Source organism: Rossellomorea sp. YZS02 (assembly GCF_033963925.1).
Taxonomy (GTDB): domain Bacteria; phylum Bacillota; class Bacilli; order Bacillales; family Bacillaceae_B; genus Rossellomorea.
In genome coordinates this window covers 181,510-198,875 of record NZ_JAXBLY010000002.1, presented here as the reverse complement: position 1 = coordinate 198,875, position 17,366 = coordinate 181,510, and the positions used below count along the sequence as shown (strand labels likewise).

At 43.4% G+C, this 17,366-nt stretch carries 26 protein-coding genes; 22 read left to right on the top strand and 4 right to left on the bottom strand.

The features are described from left to right. The first annotated feature begins 670 nt into the window (after positions 1-670). The 9 genes from SLH55_RS03340 to SLH55_RS03300 all read left to right on the top strand — a co-directional run bounded on the left by SLH55_RS03340 (position 671) and on the right by SLH55_RS03300 (position 5,765). Positions 671-970, top strand: a complete 300-nt coding sequence (locus SLH55_RS03340; RefSeq protein WP_320322640.1) for a DUF2089 family protein — start codon at positions 671-673, stop codon at positions 968-970. Between the two features lies 1 nt (position 971). Then, positions 972-1,250, top strand: coding sequence for a hypothetical protein (locus tag SLH55_RS03335; protein ID WP_320322639.1), 279 nt, complete (start codon positions 972-974; stop codon positions 1,248-1,250). 132 nt (positions 1,251-1,382) lie between these two features. Beyond that, complete coding sequence (locus SLH55_RS03330; protein ID WP_320322638.1) at positions 1,383-1,898, top strand: DinB family protein; 516 nt, start codon at positions 1,383-1,385, stop codon at positions 1,896-1,898. Beyond that, positions 1,895-2,506: an HD domain-containing protein gene (locus SLH55_RS03325; RefSeq protein ID WP_320322637.1), complete on the top strand. Its 612-nt coding sequence runs from the start codon at positions 1,895-1,897 to the stop codon at positions 2,504-2,506. The genes SLH55_RS03330 and SLH55_RS03325 overlap by 4 nt, the downstream gene beginning before the upstream one ends. 263 nt (positions 2,507-2,769) lie before the next feature. Continuing rightward, positions 2,770-3,042 carry a hypothetical protein gene (locus tag SLH55_RS03320; protein ID WP_320322636.1) on the top strand — a complete coding sequence of 91 codons (273 nt, stop codon included), beginning with the start codon at positions 2,770-2,772 and terminating at the stop codon, positions 3,040-3,042. Positions 3,043-3,047: 5 nt separating this feature from the next. Beyond that, the gene (locus SLH55_RS03315; protein ID WP_320322635.1) at positions 3,048-3,908 is read left to right on the top strand and encodes an ABC transporter ATP-binding protein; all 861 of its coding nucleotides are present in this window, start codon (positions 3,048-3,050) and stop codon (positions 3,906-3,908) included. 15 nt (positions 3,909-3,923) lie between these two features. After that, entirely contained in the window at positions 3,924-4,619 is a 696-nt protein-coding gene (locus SLH55_RS03310; protein WP_320322634.1) for an ABC transporter permease, read from the top strand. A gap of 61 nt (positions 4,620-4,680) precedes the next feature. Continuing rightward, positions 4,681-4,932 carry a hypothetical protein gene (locus tag SLH55_RS03305; protein WP_219167301.1) on the top strand — a complete coding sequence of 84 codons (252 nt, stop codon included), beginning with the start codon at positions 4,681-4,683 and terminating at the stop codon, positions 4,930-4,932. Between the two features lie 92 nt (positions 4,933-5,024). Beyond that, the gene (locus tag SLH55_RS03300) at positions 5,025-5,765 is read left to right on the top strand and encodes an aminoglycoside phosphotransferase family protein (protein ID WP_320322633.1); all 741 of its coding nucleotides are present in this window, start codon (positions 5,025-5,027) and stop codon (positions 5,763-5,765) included. A 57-nt stretch (positions 5,766-5,822) separates the two neighbouring features. On the opposite strand, the gene SLH55_RS03295 is transcribed toward SLH55_RS03300, so the two are convergent. Beyond that, positions 5,823-6,593: an SGNH/GDSL hydrolase family protein gene (locus tag SLH55_RS03295; protein WP_320322632.1), complete on the bottom strand. Its 771-nt coding sequence runs from the start codon at positions 6,591-6,593 to the stop codon at positions 5,823-5,825. A gap of 107 nt (positions 6,594-6,700) precedes the next feature. Between SLH55_RS03295 and SLH55_RS03290 the strand changes: the two genes are divergently transcribed. Next, positions 6,701-7,627, top strand: a complete 927-nt coding sequence (locus SLH55_RS03290; protein ID WP_219167296.1) for an ABC transporter ATP-binding protein — start codon at positions 6,701-6,703, stop codon at positions 7,625-7,627. Beyond that, a complete protein-coding gene (locus SLH55_RS03285; protein WP_320322631.1) occupies positions 7,620-8,618 on the top strand; it encodes an ABC transporter permease in 999 nt (332 codons plus the stop codon). Before SLH55_RS03290 ends, SLH55_RS03285 begins: the two co-directional genes overlap by 8 nt. A gap of 71 nt (positions 8,619-8,689) precedes the next feature. Here the strand turns inward: SLH55_RS03285 and SLH55_RS03280 are convergent, their stop codons facing one another. Genes SLH55_RS03280 through SLH55_RS03270 form a run of 3 tightly spaced genes read right to left on the bottom strand, consistent with a single transcriptional unit; the run spans position 8,690 to position 12,473 of the window. Then, a complete protein-coding gene (locus tag SLH55_RS03280; protein WP_320322630.1) occupies positions 8,690-10,057 on the bottom strand; it encodes a PTS ascorbate transporter subunit IIC in 1,368 nt (455 codons plus the stop codon). Positions 10,058-10,087: 30 nt separating this feature from the next. Then, positions 10,088-10,354, bottom strand: a complete 267-nt coding sequence (locus SLH55_RS03275; protein WP_098353994.1) for a PTS sugar transporter subunit IIB — start codon at positions 10,352-10,354, stop codon at positions 10,088-10,090. Between the two features lie 19 nt (positions 10,355-10,373). Next, positions 10,374-12,473 carry a BglG family transcription antiterminator gene (locus SLH55_RS03270; RefSeq protein WP_320322629.1) on the bottom strand — a complete coding sequence of 700 codons (2,100 nt, stop codon included), beginning with the start codon at positions 12,471-12,473 and terminating at the stop codon, positions 10,374-10,376. Between the two features lie 238 nt (positions 12,474-12,711). On the opposite strand from SLH55_RS03270, the gene SLH55_RS03265 reads away from it, so the two are divergent. The 11 genes from SLH55_RS03265 to SLH55_RS03215 all read left to right on the top strand — a co-directional run bounded on the left by SLH55_RS03265 (position 12,712) and on the right by SLH55_RS03215 (position 17,359). Beyond that, positions 12,712-13,035 carry an HIT domain-containing protein gene (locus SLH55_RS03265; protein ID WP_226672311.1) on the top strand — a complete coding sequence of 108 codons (324 nt, stop codon included), beginning with the start codon at positions 12,712-12,714 and terminating at the stop codon, positions 13,033-13,035. Between the two features lie 19 nt (positions 13,036-13,054). After that, positions 13,055-13,474, top strand: coding sequence for an HIT family protein (locus SLH55_RS03260; RefSeq protein WP_320322628.1), 420 nt, complete (start codon positions 13,055-13,057; stop codon positions 13,472-13,474). A gap of 101 nt (positions 13,475-13,575) precedes the next feature. After that, the gene (locus SLH55_RS03255; RefSeq protein ID WP_320322627.1) at positions 13,576-13,731 is read left to right on the top strand and encodes a hypothetical protein; all 156 of its coding nucleotides are present in this window, start codon (positions 13,576-13,578) and stop codon (positions 13,729-13,731) included. Positions 13,732-13,800: 69 nt separating this feature from the next. Next, on the top strand, positions 13,801-14,061 hold the full coding sequence (locus SLH55_RS03250) for a PH domain-containing protein (protein ID WP_219167290.1): 261 nt from the start codon (positions 13,801-13,803) through the stop codon (positions 14,059-14,061). Beyond that, positions 14,062-14,220: a hypothetical protein gene (locus SLH55_RS03245; protein ID WP_219167289.1), complete on the top strand. Its 159-nt coding sequence runs from the start codon at positions 14,062-14,064 to the stop codon at positions 14,218-14,220. Positions 14,221-14,247: 27 nt separating this feature from the next. After that, positions 14,248-14,523 carry a YesK family protein gene (locus SLH55_RS03240; RefSeq protein ID WP_320322626.1) on the top strand — a complete coding sequence of 92 codons (276 nt, stop codon included), beginning with the start codon at positions 14,248-14,250 and terminating at the stop codon, positions 14,521-14,523. Between the two features lie 201 nt (positions 14,524-14,724). Next, on the top strand, positions 14,725-15,507 hold the full coding sequence (locus SLH55_RS03235; RefSeq protein WP_320322625.1) for an aminoglycoside phosphotransferase family protein: 783 nt from the start codon (positions 14,725-14,727) through the stop codon (positions 15,505-15,507). Between the two features lie 11 nt (positions 15,508-15,518). After that, positions 15,519-15,992 (top strand): GyrI-like domain-containing protein, encoded by a 474-nt coding sequence (locus SLH55_RS03230; RefSeq protein ID WP_320322624.1) that lies wholly within the window; start codon positions 15,519-15,521, stop codon positions 15,990-15,992. Then, positions 15,989-16,240, top strand: coding sequence for a hypothetical protein (locus SLH55_RS03225; protein WP_320322623.1), 252 nt, complete (start codon positions 15,989-15,991; stop codon positions 16,238-16,240). Before SLH55_RS03230 ends, SLH55_RS03225 begins: the two co-directional genes overlap by 4 nt. After that, on the top strand, positions 16,234-16,647 hold the full coding sequence (locus SLH55_RS03220) for a hypothetical protein (RefSeq protein ID WP_320322622.1): 414 nt from the start codon (positions 16,234-16,236) through the stop codon (positions 16,645-16,647). The genes SLH55_RS03225 and SLH55_RS03220 overlap by 7 nt, the downstream gene beginning before the upstream one ends. 160 nt (positions 16,648-16,807) lie before the next feature. Further along, the gene (locus SLH55_RS03215) at positions 16,808-17,359 is read left to right on the top strand and encodes an aspartyl-tRNA synthetase (RefSeq protein ID WP_320322621.1); all 552 of its coding nucleotides are present in this window, start codon (positions 16,808-16,810) and stop codon (positions 17,357-17,359) included. Positions 17,360-17,366: the final 7 nt, after the last annotated feature.

Here is a 17,366-nt window from a genome sequence, read left to right as displayed (position 1 = left end):
ATTATGTTTGATTTAAGACTCGCCGCTGGAAATTTGGCGAGTTTCTTTATTAGGAATGCCATCTTTATATAATGGTGATGAACGAGAAAAAGAATAATAAGCGGATATTTTCCGGTTATATTCCGAATCTCTCTTGTATTGGGGGAAATAAGCGGAGATTTTCCGCCTATGCACAGAAAAGTCCACCATTTTTGTAGTAATAGAAACAATAGGCGGAATTTTTCCGTCTATTTCTGGTTTTTTACAATTCATTACGAAATAAGCAGAATTTTTCCGGTTATATGTCAGCTATGCCGCTTAACCTGATCTCCCAACCGCTACGTGCTGATTGAAAAAATCATTGAATTTGACGGGATTTCTTAATACCTTTCTGCACATATATCAGATCAGGGATATCAACGAAAATCAGAGGCATACATCGTGGAGACGTATCATCCCATGGAGGATGGCCGGGAAGAAGTGGCGGTTTACCTGCCGATTGAAGGAGCTTAAGATAAGCTCTTTTTTTATTTTCCCTCTCGTATGCTATTCAGTACTTTATTCAACCTTGAAAGATTCGTTTGTATAATTATTATTTAGTTTAATTTTAATTTTATTTTTAATAATATTAAAAAATACTTTTACATTATTAAAATAGTTTGGTATTATATGGGTTAAGAGGAGGGTTTATATGGATATAAAAGATGTTCCGGATTGGATTTTATCATTGGAAAAAGATGAAGTGGAGTTTATCAGGAAATTTGTATTAAACTCTGGTTCGTTAAAGCACATTGCAAAAAATTATAATGTCTCCTATCCAACGGTCCGCACACGGTTGGACAGATTGATTCAAAAAATTGAACTAAATGAAAGAAATGATAAGGAAGAGTTTATCAGCTTCGTTAAACATCTGGCGATAGAAGAAAGGGTCAGCTTGGAGGATGCAAAGTTGATCATTGAAAAATATAAAAACGAAATGGAGGAAAAGTGAAATGAATGAGTGGTTTCAACTTTTATTACTTGTCGTTACTTTTGGGTTTCAGTACTTTTTGGCAAAGAGAGATAGTGTATATTGGGGGTTTTTAATACCTGCAATCTTTGTAGTCACCATGACTTATTTCGTTTTAGTGGGGCAGGTAAAGGTATTAAGTGCTTTACTGGTTGTGATAGTAGGTGCAGCGTTTTTAATGGAAGAATGGTTCAGGGGAAGAAAAGATCTGAAAAAGGAAAGGACGCAGGAATTAAATAAAATGAAATCTCAAGATATTTAACTAAGGAGCTTTGGATAAGCTTCTTTTTTTGTATCTTAATTCCATTATATCACTCATATCTCCAAAATATCAGTCTATTAAAAATGGAGGGAATTGGTAAAATACAAGGTAGATTGGTTAGGGGGAATGGAAATGATCGATTATCGCATAAAAAATAATGGCGGTTACACAAAAACGATGGGGGAACTCGTTTCAATGCTGGAACATACCCGGGCTGTCACATTGGATGAGATAAAGAATCTAACGGAAGAAGACTTGGATAAGATGGCAGAAGGCGATGTGAATACCATCGGATCGCTTCTTCTTCATATTGCTTCTATTGAGTTTGTGCATGGTGTCATTTCATTCGAAGAACGGGACATCAACGACGTTGAGCTGCAGAAATGGAAAACAGCATTGGAACTCGGTGAGAATGCAGGAAAAACGATAAAAGGACATTCCGTTCAGTTCTATATAGATGAGCTCTCAGCCGTAAGGGATAAGACCCTGTCCGAGCTTAGAAAAAGAAACGACGACTGGCTGTTTGAAGAAAATGAGTGGCCGAACGGTGTCCCGTTTAACCATTACTATCTCTGGTTTCACGTCTTAGAAGATGAAATCAATCACCGGGGACAGATCAGGAGCCTGAAAAGGAGAATGAAACAATGAAGACAGACCTTATAAACATCTTGGAACTCATCAAACTGGGGGAAAAGCTGAAATCCGAAATGAGGCACAGCTGGCTCTCGAACGGCAGACAAGAAAGCGTGGCCGAGCATACGTGGAGAGTCTCCCTAATGGCCATGCTGATGGAGTCATATTTAACGCAGAATGTGGATTTGGCAAGATTACTAAAAATGATCATCATCCACGATCTCGTCGAGGCGGAAGCCGGGGACATCCCGGCATTTGATACGATGAATGACCCAGCGGCGAAGGAACAAAAGGCATTCAATGAGAGGAAATCCATTGAGAGAATAAAAGATATGTTGGGAAATGCATTAGGGGAGGAGCTATACGAACTATGGCATGAATTCGAAGAGAAAGAAACGTATGAAGCAAAAGTGGCCAACGCTCTGGATAAGCTCGAAGCCCAGATTCAGCATAATGAAGCGGACATTTCTACGTGGCTTGAAATCGAACATAGGATGAGCTTTCTGATGGATAAGCATGTCGAGTTTGACGATGCATTGCAGGTGTTCAAGGATCTCATAGAGGATGAGGCGGATTTGAAGTTGAAGGAAGCTGGAATCGATACAGAGAAATTAAAAGCCTGAGGGTAGCGCATAGCTCCTGGTTATGGATTATGTGAGCCAACAATACATTTCCTGAATAGATAAAAAAAGATTGTGAATCCCTACGTAATTTGAAATAATTGGGATTGTAAACAAAAACGTTCGGAGGAACCAAACATGAAAACAGGTGAGCTATTATTCATTTCCGGGTTATTCCTCTTTATGTTGGGAATCTATTTATCTACCTATATCGTAAGGGTTGGAAGGGATGAATAAAAACAGAAAATGACGGGGAGGCATTCAAAATGTCAATAGACGCGTTGACGTTGGTCATCATCGGGGCTATGGCTGCCTGTGTCTTACAGGCTTTGCAGAAGTATGGTAGAATCCCTTCCTTTTTCAATGTGAAGCTATTCTTTGGGCTGGTCCTCTTGTCTGCTTTATGCTGGATCTTTAGTCTGGCCGTTGGCGGATGGGGTGGCATGAGCTTAACGGTAATTGGTTTGAACGGACTGGTGGCAGCGGTGTCGGGGCTGGTTCTCTCATTCCTTTTAAATATGTTGGCAGGGGATGGATGAAAGGGATGGAATCGCTTATAAAGTTGAAAGCAGTGACTAAACGCTATGGCAAATCCATCATCATAAAAGAATCATCCTTGTCTATTTTTTCTCATCAAATCATTGCATTGGTGGGGGAGAATGGATCTGGAAAAAGTACTCTTTTAAGAATGATGGCTGGAATAGTGAACCCTGACAGTGGTGAGGTGATCAAGGGGGCTCCTTCTCTAAAGATTGGATATGTGCCAGAACGAACTCCTGCCACAATCCCTTTTACTCCGGAAGAATACTTGATTCACATGGGACGCATCAGGGGAATGGAGAAGTCGCACCTACAAAATAGAGTGGATGATTTGATGAAGATCTTTCATATGAAGGATGTCTGGAACATACGGATTGGTACTTTTTCCAAAGGAATGAAGCAAAAGGTCGCCATTATGCAGGCCATGCTGGAAGAAACGGATGTCCTGATTCTCGATGAGCCATTATCTGGGCTGGACGATGTGGCCCAAAGTGATATGGAAGATATTCTTGCAAACGTAAAGAATGATGGAATCAGTATCATCCTAAGCTGTCATGAAACACGGCTATTGGAAAATCTAGTGGATGAGGTTTTTGTAATAAAGGATAAAAAGGTCATCCAACGGAGTGAATCAACGAGAATTCCTTCTGCCGTTTTGATCTTTGAAATAGGGGAGGAAGAGTTTGAAGGAGTGTCCGTTCCCCTTGAGGTTGAAAAAGTGGGTGTACTTGAGAATGGGATCAAGAGAGTGGAAACGAGGGTGAACACCATTCATGTCGATGATGTGTTGCGTGAACTCCTAACAAGAGGGGCATCCATCAAGGAGGTGCATTCCTCCGTTCGTCATTTGAAAGAATACTTCTAGGACAGGAGAAGGAAATTGAACGCATTGATACGTTATCATTTCACCCATTATCTAAGGTCTTTTACGTACATTCCTCCATTGACGATCTTGATCTTTACGTTGATGCTCAATTATACATATACACCTAATCCCATATACGACAGCTATTCATTTACATCATTGGCCCTGTTTTTTATGATGGGCTGGTTTACCGTGACGGTTTTTCACAGTGAGGATGCGGCGCAGAAAGAGATTACCTTGCTCCATGCTAGAAGGCCATGGAAATACCACCTGGCCTTGTATATCGTATGTGTGATCATGGCATTCTTGTTTAGTCTCGTTTCTGTGCTGTATCCCATCGTATGGCAAGCCTTAGGCAGTGAAATTTATCCTTCTCACGTGATATTGGGCTTGCTGTCTCACTTTAGCTTGGCTGTTCTTTCAATTGGATTGTCGGGCATTTTTACAAGGGAGCTGGTGGGACATTCGCTTAACACATGGTGGGGAGTTCTTAGTATCCTCATTTTGTCGCTGGCAGCCACCTCATTTCCTGACGTTGGATGGCTGAACCTGTTGTATCCTCCTGTTCGGACGTCCTTAACGATGATGAGTATAGGCGATGGGGTTACGGTCATCCCGTATCGTTATTATTGGCAGTATGGTTGGATTCTATTGTATGGATTTCTTTTTATCGGTTTGTATTTTGTAAGGATGAAGAAAAAGAGGCGTTAGCTGAGTGAAGAATGATTTTTTCTAAGCTAACATATGTAAATAGCGAAGAGGAGGGGTTCATTTGAAAAAACGAATGAGTATGGTTTCATTCATTCTCTTTATCATCGGTCTAGTATTCTATGCTTTATCCCTATTTGGGAAAGACGCATTCTTACTGCCTACTGTCTTGATGGCGGTGGTAGGTTTCGTGGCCGCTTTGTTCGGAGAAAAAACCATCCACAGAAAAATTGGGCTGTTTGGAAATGGTCTCCTATTAGTGTTCGGTTTGCTTCTTCCATTTGTGGTGACGACGTTTTTTTGGAATAAGCCTTAAGGAATACATTCTTAACGTCGAGAACTTCTTATGCAGAGGAGTTCTTTTGTTTTACAGAAAGAAAGAAATTCAGAAAAAGAGGAGAATAACCTATGAATCTCGGCACCCCCACCGCAACCGGCAACACAGCCACCATCTATCTCTATGAAAATAAAATCTACAAAGTCTTTAACGACTCCTTACCTGCCGGTGAATCCATGAAAGAAGCAAAAAAGCAGCAGTATGCCCATTCATGTGGACTGCCTGTCCCGGAAATCTATGATGTCACAAACATATACGGAAAACAGGTCATCATCATGGAACGCATTAAAGGAAAAACGATAGGCTCTTTCCTCACTGACAATAAGGAAAGAGCGGAATACTATATGGGCATGTCAGTAGACATTCAAATGGGCATTCATCAGATCAAAGCTCATTCCATTGAACCCATGTCCGAAAAGCTTCATCGCCAAATAGAAGCGGCACCTGTATTGAGTCATCAGATGAAGTCCATCTTACTGAAAAAACTCAATTCCATGACCTTTGAAGAAAATCTCTGTCACGGTGATTTTCATTTATATAACTTAATTCTGTCAGATAATAACGTCACCATCATAGACTGGGTGGATTCCAGTGCGGGGGATAGACGGGCTGACGTGTATCGCACCTATCTTCTGTATTCTCAGGTATCAAATGAGCTGGCGAATATGTATATGCGGTTGTATTGTGAGAAAAGTGGTTTGTTTAAAGAAGAGATATTTCGATGGGCGCCCATCATTGCTGCGGCCAGATTGTCAGAGAGGGTCTCTTCCGAAGATCCGAAGCGATTATTGGAGATTGTGCATCAGATTTGATAAAGAGCCTAGAGGCAGGAAAGAGCCATGGTACCTGTCCCCATGGCTTTTTCGATATTATTGTATAATGTTTTTTTCAATGACAAGAGAGAGGCTATCAGCTATTTGCTGATAAGTAGCATCATTTGGGTGGAAGTTGTCACTTGAAAGATCGCGTTCGGCATCCGTTACCAAATTGAAGGTATCCACCACTTGAACGTCGTATTTCAAGCCTAATGTGCGGGCGGATTCATTCCATTTTTGGATGACCGAGTCAAAGGAATCCCCGTCCGATAATTCCTTAAAGGGATTATATAGCCCCATATAGAGGATGATGGCATCCTTATTTATGTCACGAATGGTTTCAAACGTTTTTTCTAAGTTAGGAATTTCGGTTTCCAGAATGCCAAGGGCGGTAGCTTCTGAATAATTGTTTAAAATCTCACCAGAATTAAAGAGATTGTTCCCCCCAATTGTGATGGAAATGATTTTGGCGTCCTTAAGAGATCGCTTGACATCCTTTTGTTCTAGCTGAGCCAGTAAATCTTCAATTCTGGCACCCCGAATACCTAAGTTTTGGTACCGCTCCACCGTATTGGTTTCTTTAAGTGAATTTCCAACCAGCGGGACAAAACCTTCTCCTTTTGAAGATCCTACCCCCCTTGTCAATGAGTCGCCAAGTGCAATATACGTTTCTCCAGGTGTAGCCGGAGCTTCTACTGATTCTGTTACGATCTTCTCTTGGGGAGGGTTGGCGATATCTGAATAGGCTCTTGCAAATCCATATCCAAATAGGACGGTCAGTGCAAGGGAAAGGGTGATAAATAGTTGCCACATCCATTTTTTCATCTCTTAAACTCTCCTTCTATATATGATTGTACCAACTATTACTCATGCTGAGTATTTATAAGAGCAATTGAGAAAAAAGTTCGTTAGAATAGATGCAGGGTGATGATATGAGCATAAAGCCAACCGTTCAATTGAAGAACGTTACGAAAGTAATAGGGAAAAAGACGATTATAGATAATATATCATTTGACATATATCCAGGAGAAGTATTTGGATTCCTTGGGCCCAATGGTGCGGGGAAAACGACTACGATTCGGATGCTCGTTGGTCTGATCAAGCCAACATCGGGAGTCATAAAAATCTGTGATTTTGATGTAAGAAAGCAATTTGTACAGGCGATGCAGCGCCTTGGTTCAATTGTTGAAAATCCAGAGTTATATAAGTATTTGACCGGTCGGGAAAATCTGCAACTGTTTGCACGGATGCTGCCTAAGGTAGATAGTGAACGAATACAAGAAGTCATTGATCTGGTTGATCTGACTGCACGAATTGATGACCAGGTACAGACCTATTCACTGGGAATGCGTCAGAGGCTCGGGATTGCACAAGCATTGTTGGGCCGGCCGGATGTACTTATATTGGATGAACCTACAAATGGATTGGATCCAATGGGAATAAAGGATCTTCGTACATTTATCAGGAAACTGGTCGACGAAACGGGTCTTTCCGTTCTTGTATCCAGCCATATTTTAAGTGAAATCGAAATGCTTGCCGATCGAGTGGCGATTATGAGTCGTGGGAGAATCGTGAAGGTAGGCAAGGTAAGTGATTTAGTGGATGCATTATCATCAGGTGTAGACTGGAGAGTCAATGATGCTATTCGTGCACTTGATATCATTAAAGCATCTCCCTATGTCCAATCTGCAGAACTGTACGATGATCATACGATCCATACGCTTATGGATGAAAGCAAAACGTCGATCCTGAATGAATCGTTACTACAGGCTGGAATCGAGGTATGGACCATTGAAAGGAAGGTCCAGACATTGGAGGATTTATTTATTGGTTTGACAGGGGGCGATCATATTGTCTAATCCGAATATGATCGGTCTGATTCAAAATGAGGTCATGAAAATTGCTTCCAAAAAACGCTTTGCCGTTGTCATCGCGATTTTAATCATTCTCGTCTCTATGTTTACATATGCACAATACCGGGAGATACAAGAGAAGTTTGAAAAGCAGGGTACGCTGGACTGGCGAGTGGAGCTGCAGCAGGAGATTGTCGATCGGCAAAACCGGCTGGCATCCAGTGGGATCCAGGATGAGGCCAGGCAATTCCTTGAATTGGATTTGAAGCAAAAGCAATACTACTTGGACAACAACATTAATCCGAACTATCCTGGAGCACCTACATTCATCCGCATTTTTTTCTCACAGGGACTCACACTTGTCCTGCCTTTACTCATCATTATCATAATGGCTGATGTTGTGAGTGGGGAATACAATGATGGGACCATCAAGACATTATTATCCCGACCGATCAAACGATGGAAGATCCTGATGGCCAAATGGCTGACGGTTTTACTGTATACATCGATGCTGATAGCAGCTACGGTGGTTGTCTGCTATGGGATTTCGGGGATTGTCCTCGGATATGATGGCTGGACGGCACCCATTCTGACGGGATTTCAAGCTTCTCCTTCAGGTGAATTTTCGACGACATACATCCATACCCTTCCGATGTGGGAATACTTGCTGATGTCAGCGGGGCTTGCATGGGTCGTGACAGCGACTGTTGCCACCATAAGCCTGATGATTTCAGTACTTGTAAAAAATACAGCAACCGGTATCGGGGCGATGATGGCTGTGTTGATTGCAGGCACCCTCTTATCTTCTATCGGTTCTAGCTGGACGAGCTCAAAGTATTTGGTGAACTTGAATTTTGATCTGATCAATTACTTAGAAGGTCAAGCTCCCCCGATTGAAGGGATGTCACTGCCGTTTTCATTAACAGTCCTTGCAGTATGGACTGCCGCTTGCCTTGCCGTTGCGTTTTGGAATTTTACTCAGAAGGATATGTATTAAGTGTATTGTAATGGAAGATTAAACAAAAAAGTAGCCACCTTCCACAAACATGGAGGGTGGCTACTTCCATCTTAAGCTACTTCCGTTTCTTCCTTTTCCCCAGTCCCTTTCGACTTAAAGCTGATAAAGAATAGGACGGCAAGAAGAACGATGATCGATACAAATACCATCATATTAGATTCAATCAGACTGACAAGATTTCCAAGCACGATGCCGACTAATCCGAAGTCTGCATCTCCAAAGGTAGTTCCCTGGAATCCTAATGAGCTTAGCACCGGTAATAGTAGGGCCGGCAAGAAGCTGATCATAATTCCGTTCGCCATGGAGCCGATGATTGCACCCCGGCGTCCGCCGGTTGCATTTCCGAACACTCCGGCTGCTGCCCCTGTAAAGAAGTGGGGGACAAGTCCCGGAACGATGACCTTCAATCCGAGTAAAGGTAAGAATAACATGCTGACAAGTCCAGCGATGAAGCTGAATAGGAACCCGATGATGACGGCGTTCCCTGCAAACGGGAAGATCGCCGGGCAATCAAGGGCAGGTTTGGCATTCGGGACAACCTTATCCGCGATCCCTTTGAAGGCAGGAACGATTTCACCAAGGAGCATGCGTACCCCGGCTAAAATGATGTACACACCAACGGCGAAGGTGATTCCCTGCATAAAGGCGAATACCAGGAAGTTCTGCCCGCCGCTTAGTTGACCTTCAACGAAGGCAGGACCTGCTGCGCCTGCTACGACGAAGAACAGGATGACCATCGTCAGGGAAACGGAAACGGATGTATCACGCAGGAAACCGAGTGATTTTGGCACCTTGATTTCTTCTGTGGATTTGCTTCCTTTTCCAACGGCTTTACCGACCATCGCTGACACCAAGTACCCAATTGAGCCGAAGTGACCGACGGCAAAATCATCTGAACCCGTGACTTTCCGTGTGAATGGCTGAAGCATGGCAGGTGACAGGACCATCAATGCACCAAGGATAATCGAACCTAGAACGATCAAAGGTACTCCTGTGAATCCTCCGGTCGTCAGGATGACGGCGATCATGCAGGCCATGAACATCGTATGGTGACCGGTTAAGAAGATGTATTTAAAAGGACTGAATCGTGCGATCACAATATTGACCACCATACCGAACAGCATGATCATCGCTGTTTCCGTACCGAAGCTTTCTTGTGCCAGGGCCACGATCGCTTCGTTATTCGGGATGACCCCGTCGACTTCGAAGGCATGATTGAACATGCTGCTGAATTGCCCGAGGGACTGGACGAGTACATTCGCACCCGCCCCGAGGATGACGAAGCCCATGACCGTTTTAAGGGTTCCGGACACGACATCCCCTGTATTCTTTCGTTGAATCAGGAGCCCGATTAAGGCGAATAGACCGACAAGGATCGCTGGTGTACCGAGTATATCCTTCATAATGATATCAATCATGTGTATCGCTCCTTTCTAACTCATTGTGGTCTAGATATTTTGTTCAAGTGCTGTACGAAGTTCGTTTTTATCCATCAAATTCTTCAACTTCACGACATTTTTGCGGCCGTCTTCAAGGCTTTCCACGATATCTTCTGAACCAAGGAATAAGTCAGCTTGTTCCGTTTTGGCTGTAGTCAGATCTGTGTGGGACACTTCCGCTTCTTTCCCCATATCCTTCAGTGCTGCTTTTACGTTCATCTCTACGATCATGCTGCTTCCTAATCCATTTCCACATACAACTAATACTTTTTTCATTTTCATTTCCTCCTCAGATTTATACTTCTACTGTTTGATTGATTAATTCGATGACGGTTTCTTGATCACTTGCTGCGATCAACCGTTCCACGTTGTCTTCATTCGATAATAATTCCGTAAGCTGTGCGAGTGCCTTCAAGTGCGTTTGATTATCGATTGCCGCCAGCACGATGATGAGCTGGGCGCGATGTTTTTCTTTTTCGGAAAAATAAACAGGTTCTTCGAGTCGCAGGAAGCTCATCCCCAGCTGTTCGACGCCTGTCTCCGGACGGGCGTGGGGGATGGCGATATTCGGTGCAATGACGATGTAGGGACCCAATTCCTTCACGTTTGCGATCATCGCGTCCACATAGTCCGGGCGGATCGATTGCTGATCAACAAGCGGCTCACTCGCCACCCTGATGGCTTCCTCCCAGCTTGTGACACGATCTTTCAGCTGTATCGTCTGTTCTGTCAGTAATTCATTAAGCATAGGCTTTCTGAGCTCCTTTATCGTGGGAGTAGTTTGTTCTAAAAGCTTGACCAGTTCTCTTTTCAGTGCAGTTTCTTCATGGACGGTCGCGTGACGCTTGATCACGTCCATCAGAAGATCGGTCCGATTCTTTTCGGTCGGCTTCGAGTCGAAAAGCTCGTTCATCCGCTGCATGACCCGTTCCTTTTCAAGATTCGTCAGGATGGCGGGGACGTGGATGACGGGAATGTCTTTTTCTTTTATATAATTGGTGGAGAAGATAATATCCGCTTCGTACTCGTTCGTTCGATACTCCCTCATGGAAAGCGTTGTGATGACATTCAGCCCGGCAATCAGATTTTCGAGTTGAGTGCGGAGCATATTAGAAGTCCCGATTCCATTTTCGCAGACGATGAGTGCTCTGAACTTCGTCTCTACCTTTTTCTTCTCTTTCGTCAACCATCCTCCGAAGTGAAGGGTAATATAGGCCGCTTCTTCATCAGGTACGGTTTTTCCAACATACAGTTCCAAATGTTTCATCACCCGCTTCGTCAGATGAAAGATGTCCGGATACGTCGTTTGAATGCTGTCAGACAGATCATTCGCGATCGAAAGCCCGTACTTTAGCCGGTAAAACGTCGGTTTAATATGAGAGATCAAGTTTTCCTGTAGTCCCTTTTTGTCATCGAATACAACACAGGAGTAAAGCTGGAAATCATGGATCATCCGTTGAACGACTTCCTTCAGCCCCGACATTTCCTGCTCCGTATAGCGGTTGAAGTTATCCTGCTGGACCTTGGATCCAAGCAGGTTCATCGTGATGAAACAAACCTCGTCATCGGGAAACGTGACGTCAAGCTTATTGGTGATATGAAGGGCGGCCCTGTAGGCTTCTGTCTGCTTCAAGACCTCTTTTTCCGCTTCTGGAACCGAGATATACTTGTGCAGTTCAATCCGCTTCATGATCATCAGGATCTGAAGCGACAGGATTTCAACCATTTCATCCGTCAGCGTCAATCCCAATTCCTTTTCGGCTTCATATAGGATTTCACGCACCAGGCGCCTTTGCTCCGTTTCCTGTGACCACGTATCGGCTTCCGGCTGAATCATTCGATGAACCTCGTTCCGGACATTCTGCCAATCCTGATGGGAGAAGATGGTCGCAAGGATCGTAGAAAGCATCGTTCGCTTTGCCTCCTCGGGACCACTCAATCGGTAACCTGATCCCTTCTTGTAATAAAGATCCAAACCGGCTTCACGAAATTCCTTCTTGATGTCTTTAATCACCTTCGCGATCGTCCCCCGGCTCATGCTGGTCAGATTCATGAACCGCTGCATTGACGCATCCTGTTCCTCCAAGAGGATGGAGGCTTTAATCAGGACTTCGCGTTCTTCTTTCGATAATTGATACTGCCAATCTTCAAAACTCTGATCCTTCGAAACCATCAGCTTCGATTTTGAGTCAGGGGGTAAAAACAATCCCTTACCATGCTGACTTTCGATCGGTTCCAAGCCTTCCGTCCTTAGCCAGCTGTTGATCTGATCAAGGTCGTAATATATGGTCCTTTGGGACAGGTTCATTCTGGCAACCAGTTCCTTTGTGGGAACCGGATCTGGTGAATGCTGAATGATGGATAATAAGTGTGCACGTCTTTTATCCAATACCATGAGGATCCTCCTCTAGTTAATTTTGCATATTTATATTCTTGTTTAGTAGATGATCATCTTATAAGTCTAGTATAGGGACTGTGAACCAGGAATGAAAGGGGTTTCACTGTGTAGAGTTCGTATGAGTTATTTTTGCAAAAATGAACAGTTGGGTAAAGGGTGCATCAGAATGGGAAGTTAGGATTGTCATAGAAGCAGAGGTTTGAAATAATTGGTAATAGAAAGGGGCAGGTGATATATGACAAATGATTTTTATTGCGATGAAGTGTTAAGCGGAAAAACAGAAGTGAAGAAGGTGCTCGAGACGGACCAAGTCCTTGCCTACCATCATACGAAACCGTTCTATCCAGTCCATATCGTGGCGATACCGAAACAACATATTCCTTCTCTTCTGACACTGGAGGATGATGGTTTATTACTGGAACTAATGGACGTTATCAAAAAGGTGGCAAGAATGGTCACCGATGAGCATGGAGCTTGTAAGGTGATTACAAACTTAGGAGATTATCAAGACTCGAAACATCTGCACTGGCATATCGTCTCTGGTAAGGCACTTCGGTAAAAGAAGAAAGGGGAAACACATGACCTATGTGGAAACCTGTCCATTCTGCCATCCAGAAAAGGACAAAGATCAAAACATCGTATTTGAGAACGATTCCTGCTATTTCCTGCAGCATAACAAGCATCAGGATATACTGGAAGGATCCGGGGTAATCGTCCCGAAGAATCATCATAGAAACGCTTTCGAGTTAACGGAAAAAGAGTGGAACGATACATATGAGTTGTTGCAGAAGGCGAAAGACTTTCTGGATCAGGAATATTCCCCAGATGGCTATACCCTTGGATGGAATGTCGGTGAGGTGTCCAATCAGTTTATCTTTCACTGCCATCTCCATGTGATTCCAAGGTACAAGGATGAACCTCTCGCTGGAAAAGGGGTGCGTTACTGGTTGAAGCAGCCGGAGAATAAAAGGAATAAACAGAAAACCCACCTCGAATGAAGTGGGTTTTGATTGTAGTCAATCTCAAGATGACCTTCATCATAACATATATTTACCATTTTACCAAATATAATTGGAATTATCTACCCAGGAGGGATTCGATGTTGATGAAATTCTTTTTTATACTGTCAGCCTTATCCTTACCCGTAGCCATTTTAATCCATCAAGAAGCGGTTGGATTCCTGATAGCGATGATGTTTCTGTTGATCGGTGCTTATTTCAGTAAACCGAGGTTTGGGTTGAAAGATAAAGAATGAAAATGGAAAAAACTGAAATCGATTGCGACATCGAACGTATCTATTACTATCAAGAAAGGAGTGATCACCATGGAAGTGAAGGTATCGAGGAAGGACGGGAACTTACATATTAAGTGGCAGTTAAGTCAGATTGACATTCCTATCTCAAATATAAAAGAGGTTTCAATGGACGATACATACAGCGGTGAGGAAAAAATGGCCGTAAGAATTGGTTTACCTTACGGGCACACTGACAGAGTCGTGATCAAGACCCGTTCCAAAACGTATATTCTTTATACAAGTAATGGTGGATTAAAAGAAAAAATTCTTTCATACATGGAAGCGAGTTAGATGAGTTTCTGGATGTGGATGGCCATTTCTATTCCATTGGTCGGAGGGATCGTCGCTGCAAATTCGGAAAAGAAAAAAACGGACAGAAAATATGTGTTTGCGCTACTATGTTTTTTAATCGCCGTCATTCTATTTTTCTTGTGGTGGTTTACCAGATGATCAGCATTCTATACAGGAGGTGGAAACATGTTCATGTTAGAAGGGTGGCTGCCGATTATCGTGCTTTTCATTCTTGCAGCCTGCTTGATGGTGTTGTTGGCCAGGTATACCCGTAATCTCATCGTATTCAGTTTGTCTGCCGTATTGGGTGTGATTTGTCTAGGAACCATACTCTTCAGTATATTCAGGGTCGGTGGCTGGGATGGTATGGCCATTGGATTTTATGCCATCGCTGCGTTTCTTGGCATATCAATCGGAACGGCTATAAGCCCGTTTATTAAGAAGAAAAGCGTGGAAAGGTAATCATCATTTTAATGCTGCACTTAAATATGAGAATGGCCCTCTGGTTAGATTAGGGGGTTTTTTTGTTAGATGGGGATTGTTAATTGACTGGTATTTTGAAATAATTGGAATTATCAAACGTAACGTCTTATTAATCATCATTATATTCTTCTGTAGAAGAGGGACAGAGAGTAATGAGGTAGATGAAAGGTGGAAGTCCACATGACACACGAAGAAAAATTAGCCGGTGGTAACGTCTCGACCGTATACCGTTCCGGAGACACCGTCCGTCGAGAGCTTAAGCCAGAGAGCCCGAAAATCCATAAGCTCCTAAACCATTTAGAAGCGAAAGGATACCCTCATGCTCCGGCTTTTCGCGGTATTGATGAGAAAGGAAGGGAAATCTTATCGTTCATAGAAGGAGAAGCGGGGAATTATCCGTTAAAAGAATACATGTGGTCAGATGATTCCCTTGAAGAAATAGCGGGTATGCTCCGCAAGTATCATGATGCGGTAAGTGACTTTCCGATAAGTGAAGACTGGGAGCCGATCGATCTAACACCACAGCCTTTCGAGGTTTTATGCCATAATGACTTTGCTGTGTATAACATTATCTTTAACAAGAATAAGCCGGTCGGGATCATCGACTTCGATGTAGCGGGTCCCGGTCCGAGACGATGGGATATTGCGTATACTCTTTACACCTGTGTTCCTTTGAGTCGCGTACGATATTCCGAAGCCGGAGAGGCCATTCACTACGATTCTTCACAGGATGCCGGGCGAATCAAACAGAGGGTTAAGCGGTTCTTTACAGCATACGGTTTTGATTTTGGAATGGACGATCTTCAGATGGTCCTGCTTCGATTGGAAGCCATATGCAAGACCATCCATCGAAAAGCCGAAGAAGGCGACCCCGCTTTTCAGAAGATGGTGGAAGAAGGTCATGTGGAACATTATCAGAAGGATGTCGCATTCATTCAGGATCACCTGAAAGAGTGGATATAGGAGGGGGAATAATGGTCAGTATCGTGAAGGAGGTAGGAGAAATGAAGCTGGTTGGTTTCAGGGTTCTTTGTCCAGGAGAAAAGTATGTGGAAGAAATTCCGAAAGCAGCACAGCGTTTAAAAGAGAGAGCAGGAGAAATCCGGAACGCACTGGAACCCAGTCAACAGATTGGCGCATTTATCGTCGAAGAGTCAATACCAGAAGAAGACGGGTACTGGATCGGACTGCAGGTCAGCGAATTCAGCGATATTCCGGCTGACATGCAGACCTTGACCATCCCCCCACACCGATATGCCACCATCCTCCATCAAGGTCCGAATGACCAGATCAGAAACAGCTATGAAGAACTGCACCAATGGATCAGGGATCATGGTTTTATCCGCTCCACTCACAGCTGGAATCTTGAAATCTACCAAAATCAAAATTCATCCGATGTCAGGGTGGAATTATACGATGCCATATTGTCTCGGGAGGAAAAAGGATGAAAAGAACCGCCATCATGTTTGCAGGCTTATTATTGGTCGGTTGCCAGGACATTGAGTCAGATATGACGGAAGAACAGGCGAAAGCCTTCGTACTGGAACACCACGGCGGCACCGTTGAAATTGTTTCCGTAACGAAGGAATGGAATAAGTACATTGTGGCGTGGGAGAACGAAAGTAATTGTGAATGGGGGACGGACACGGTGAATAAAAAAGGTGAAGTTGAAACACAGGGGCGAGCGATATGTTGAAACGGGGGTTCAAGTCTTTTGTTACGATTGTTGTAGTCTTAATGTTAGCGGCCTGTTCAGGTGAAAAGCAAAACATCGTCGTGGAAAAGAGGGTAAGCGACGAAAATAAGTATGAGGAGTTTAATAAAGTTACAGACACGAAACAAGTGGAAGAGGTAAGAGCCATTCTATCTGACACTCATTGGACCGAGGCGCAGGTAGACTTCATCCGCCCTCCGGATTATCAATTTATCTACGAGTTTAAAAACCCTGATACTGAGGCAAAGCCAGTGCTTTATAAAATGTGGATCAGTCCGAAAAAGGATAGTCTTGAAGTCATTCAAGGGGAATATGATTATGCACATCTTCCAAAGAAAGAATCTGCCCGTTTGTTTGAGATCTTGACAGGTGAGAGTTTAGGAGAGTGAGAAATAAAGAAAATTCGACAATCCGGCATGATTATGTGAAAAGCCGCATGATTATTTCTATTCCCGCACGATAAACTTGAAACCCGCATGAATTCTTCAAATCAGGCACGAAAGTAGTGAAAACCGGCACGATTAATAGATTCTCTTGAAAGGATTGAACATGAAAAATAAAATCATTATTGCCACGGTCTCTTGGTTGATGGTGGTGATCGCAATCACAAGCCTCTGGGCATATGCAGAATATCAGGACTCTTATGCGGAGCCCCATGAAGCCGTTCTTGCAGAGGACAGCGAACTTTTACTGATCCCTGCCTATAAACTCGGGGACGAGTTATTATCTTTTTTTATCAAAAATAATAGTAATCTAGGAGCGGTTTATGCTCACAAGGGACTCTTCGGATGGAAGAGTGGAATGCTTACCTGGGGACCGATCGATCCTGATAGAGATTTTGATCGTTTGGAAGGGTATCAGGGCCATGGGGGTACCCTGATTTATGGCCTAATCAACAATGCCGAAGAGCTGGAGGTCAAAGTGGATGATCATAAAGCAACCATTTTGAACCTTGAAGCATTATCCCCGAAAGTGGTAAATGAATATCAGTTAGAAGACGTGTCTCTTTGGTATTTCGAGAAGGATCCGAAGAGCACATATAACCAGATCCTACTGGTTGATGAAAGTACGGATGAAGTCGTTCAGACCGTCGATTTATAGGGAGGGA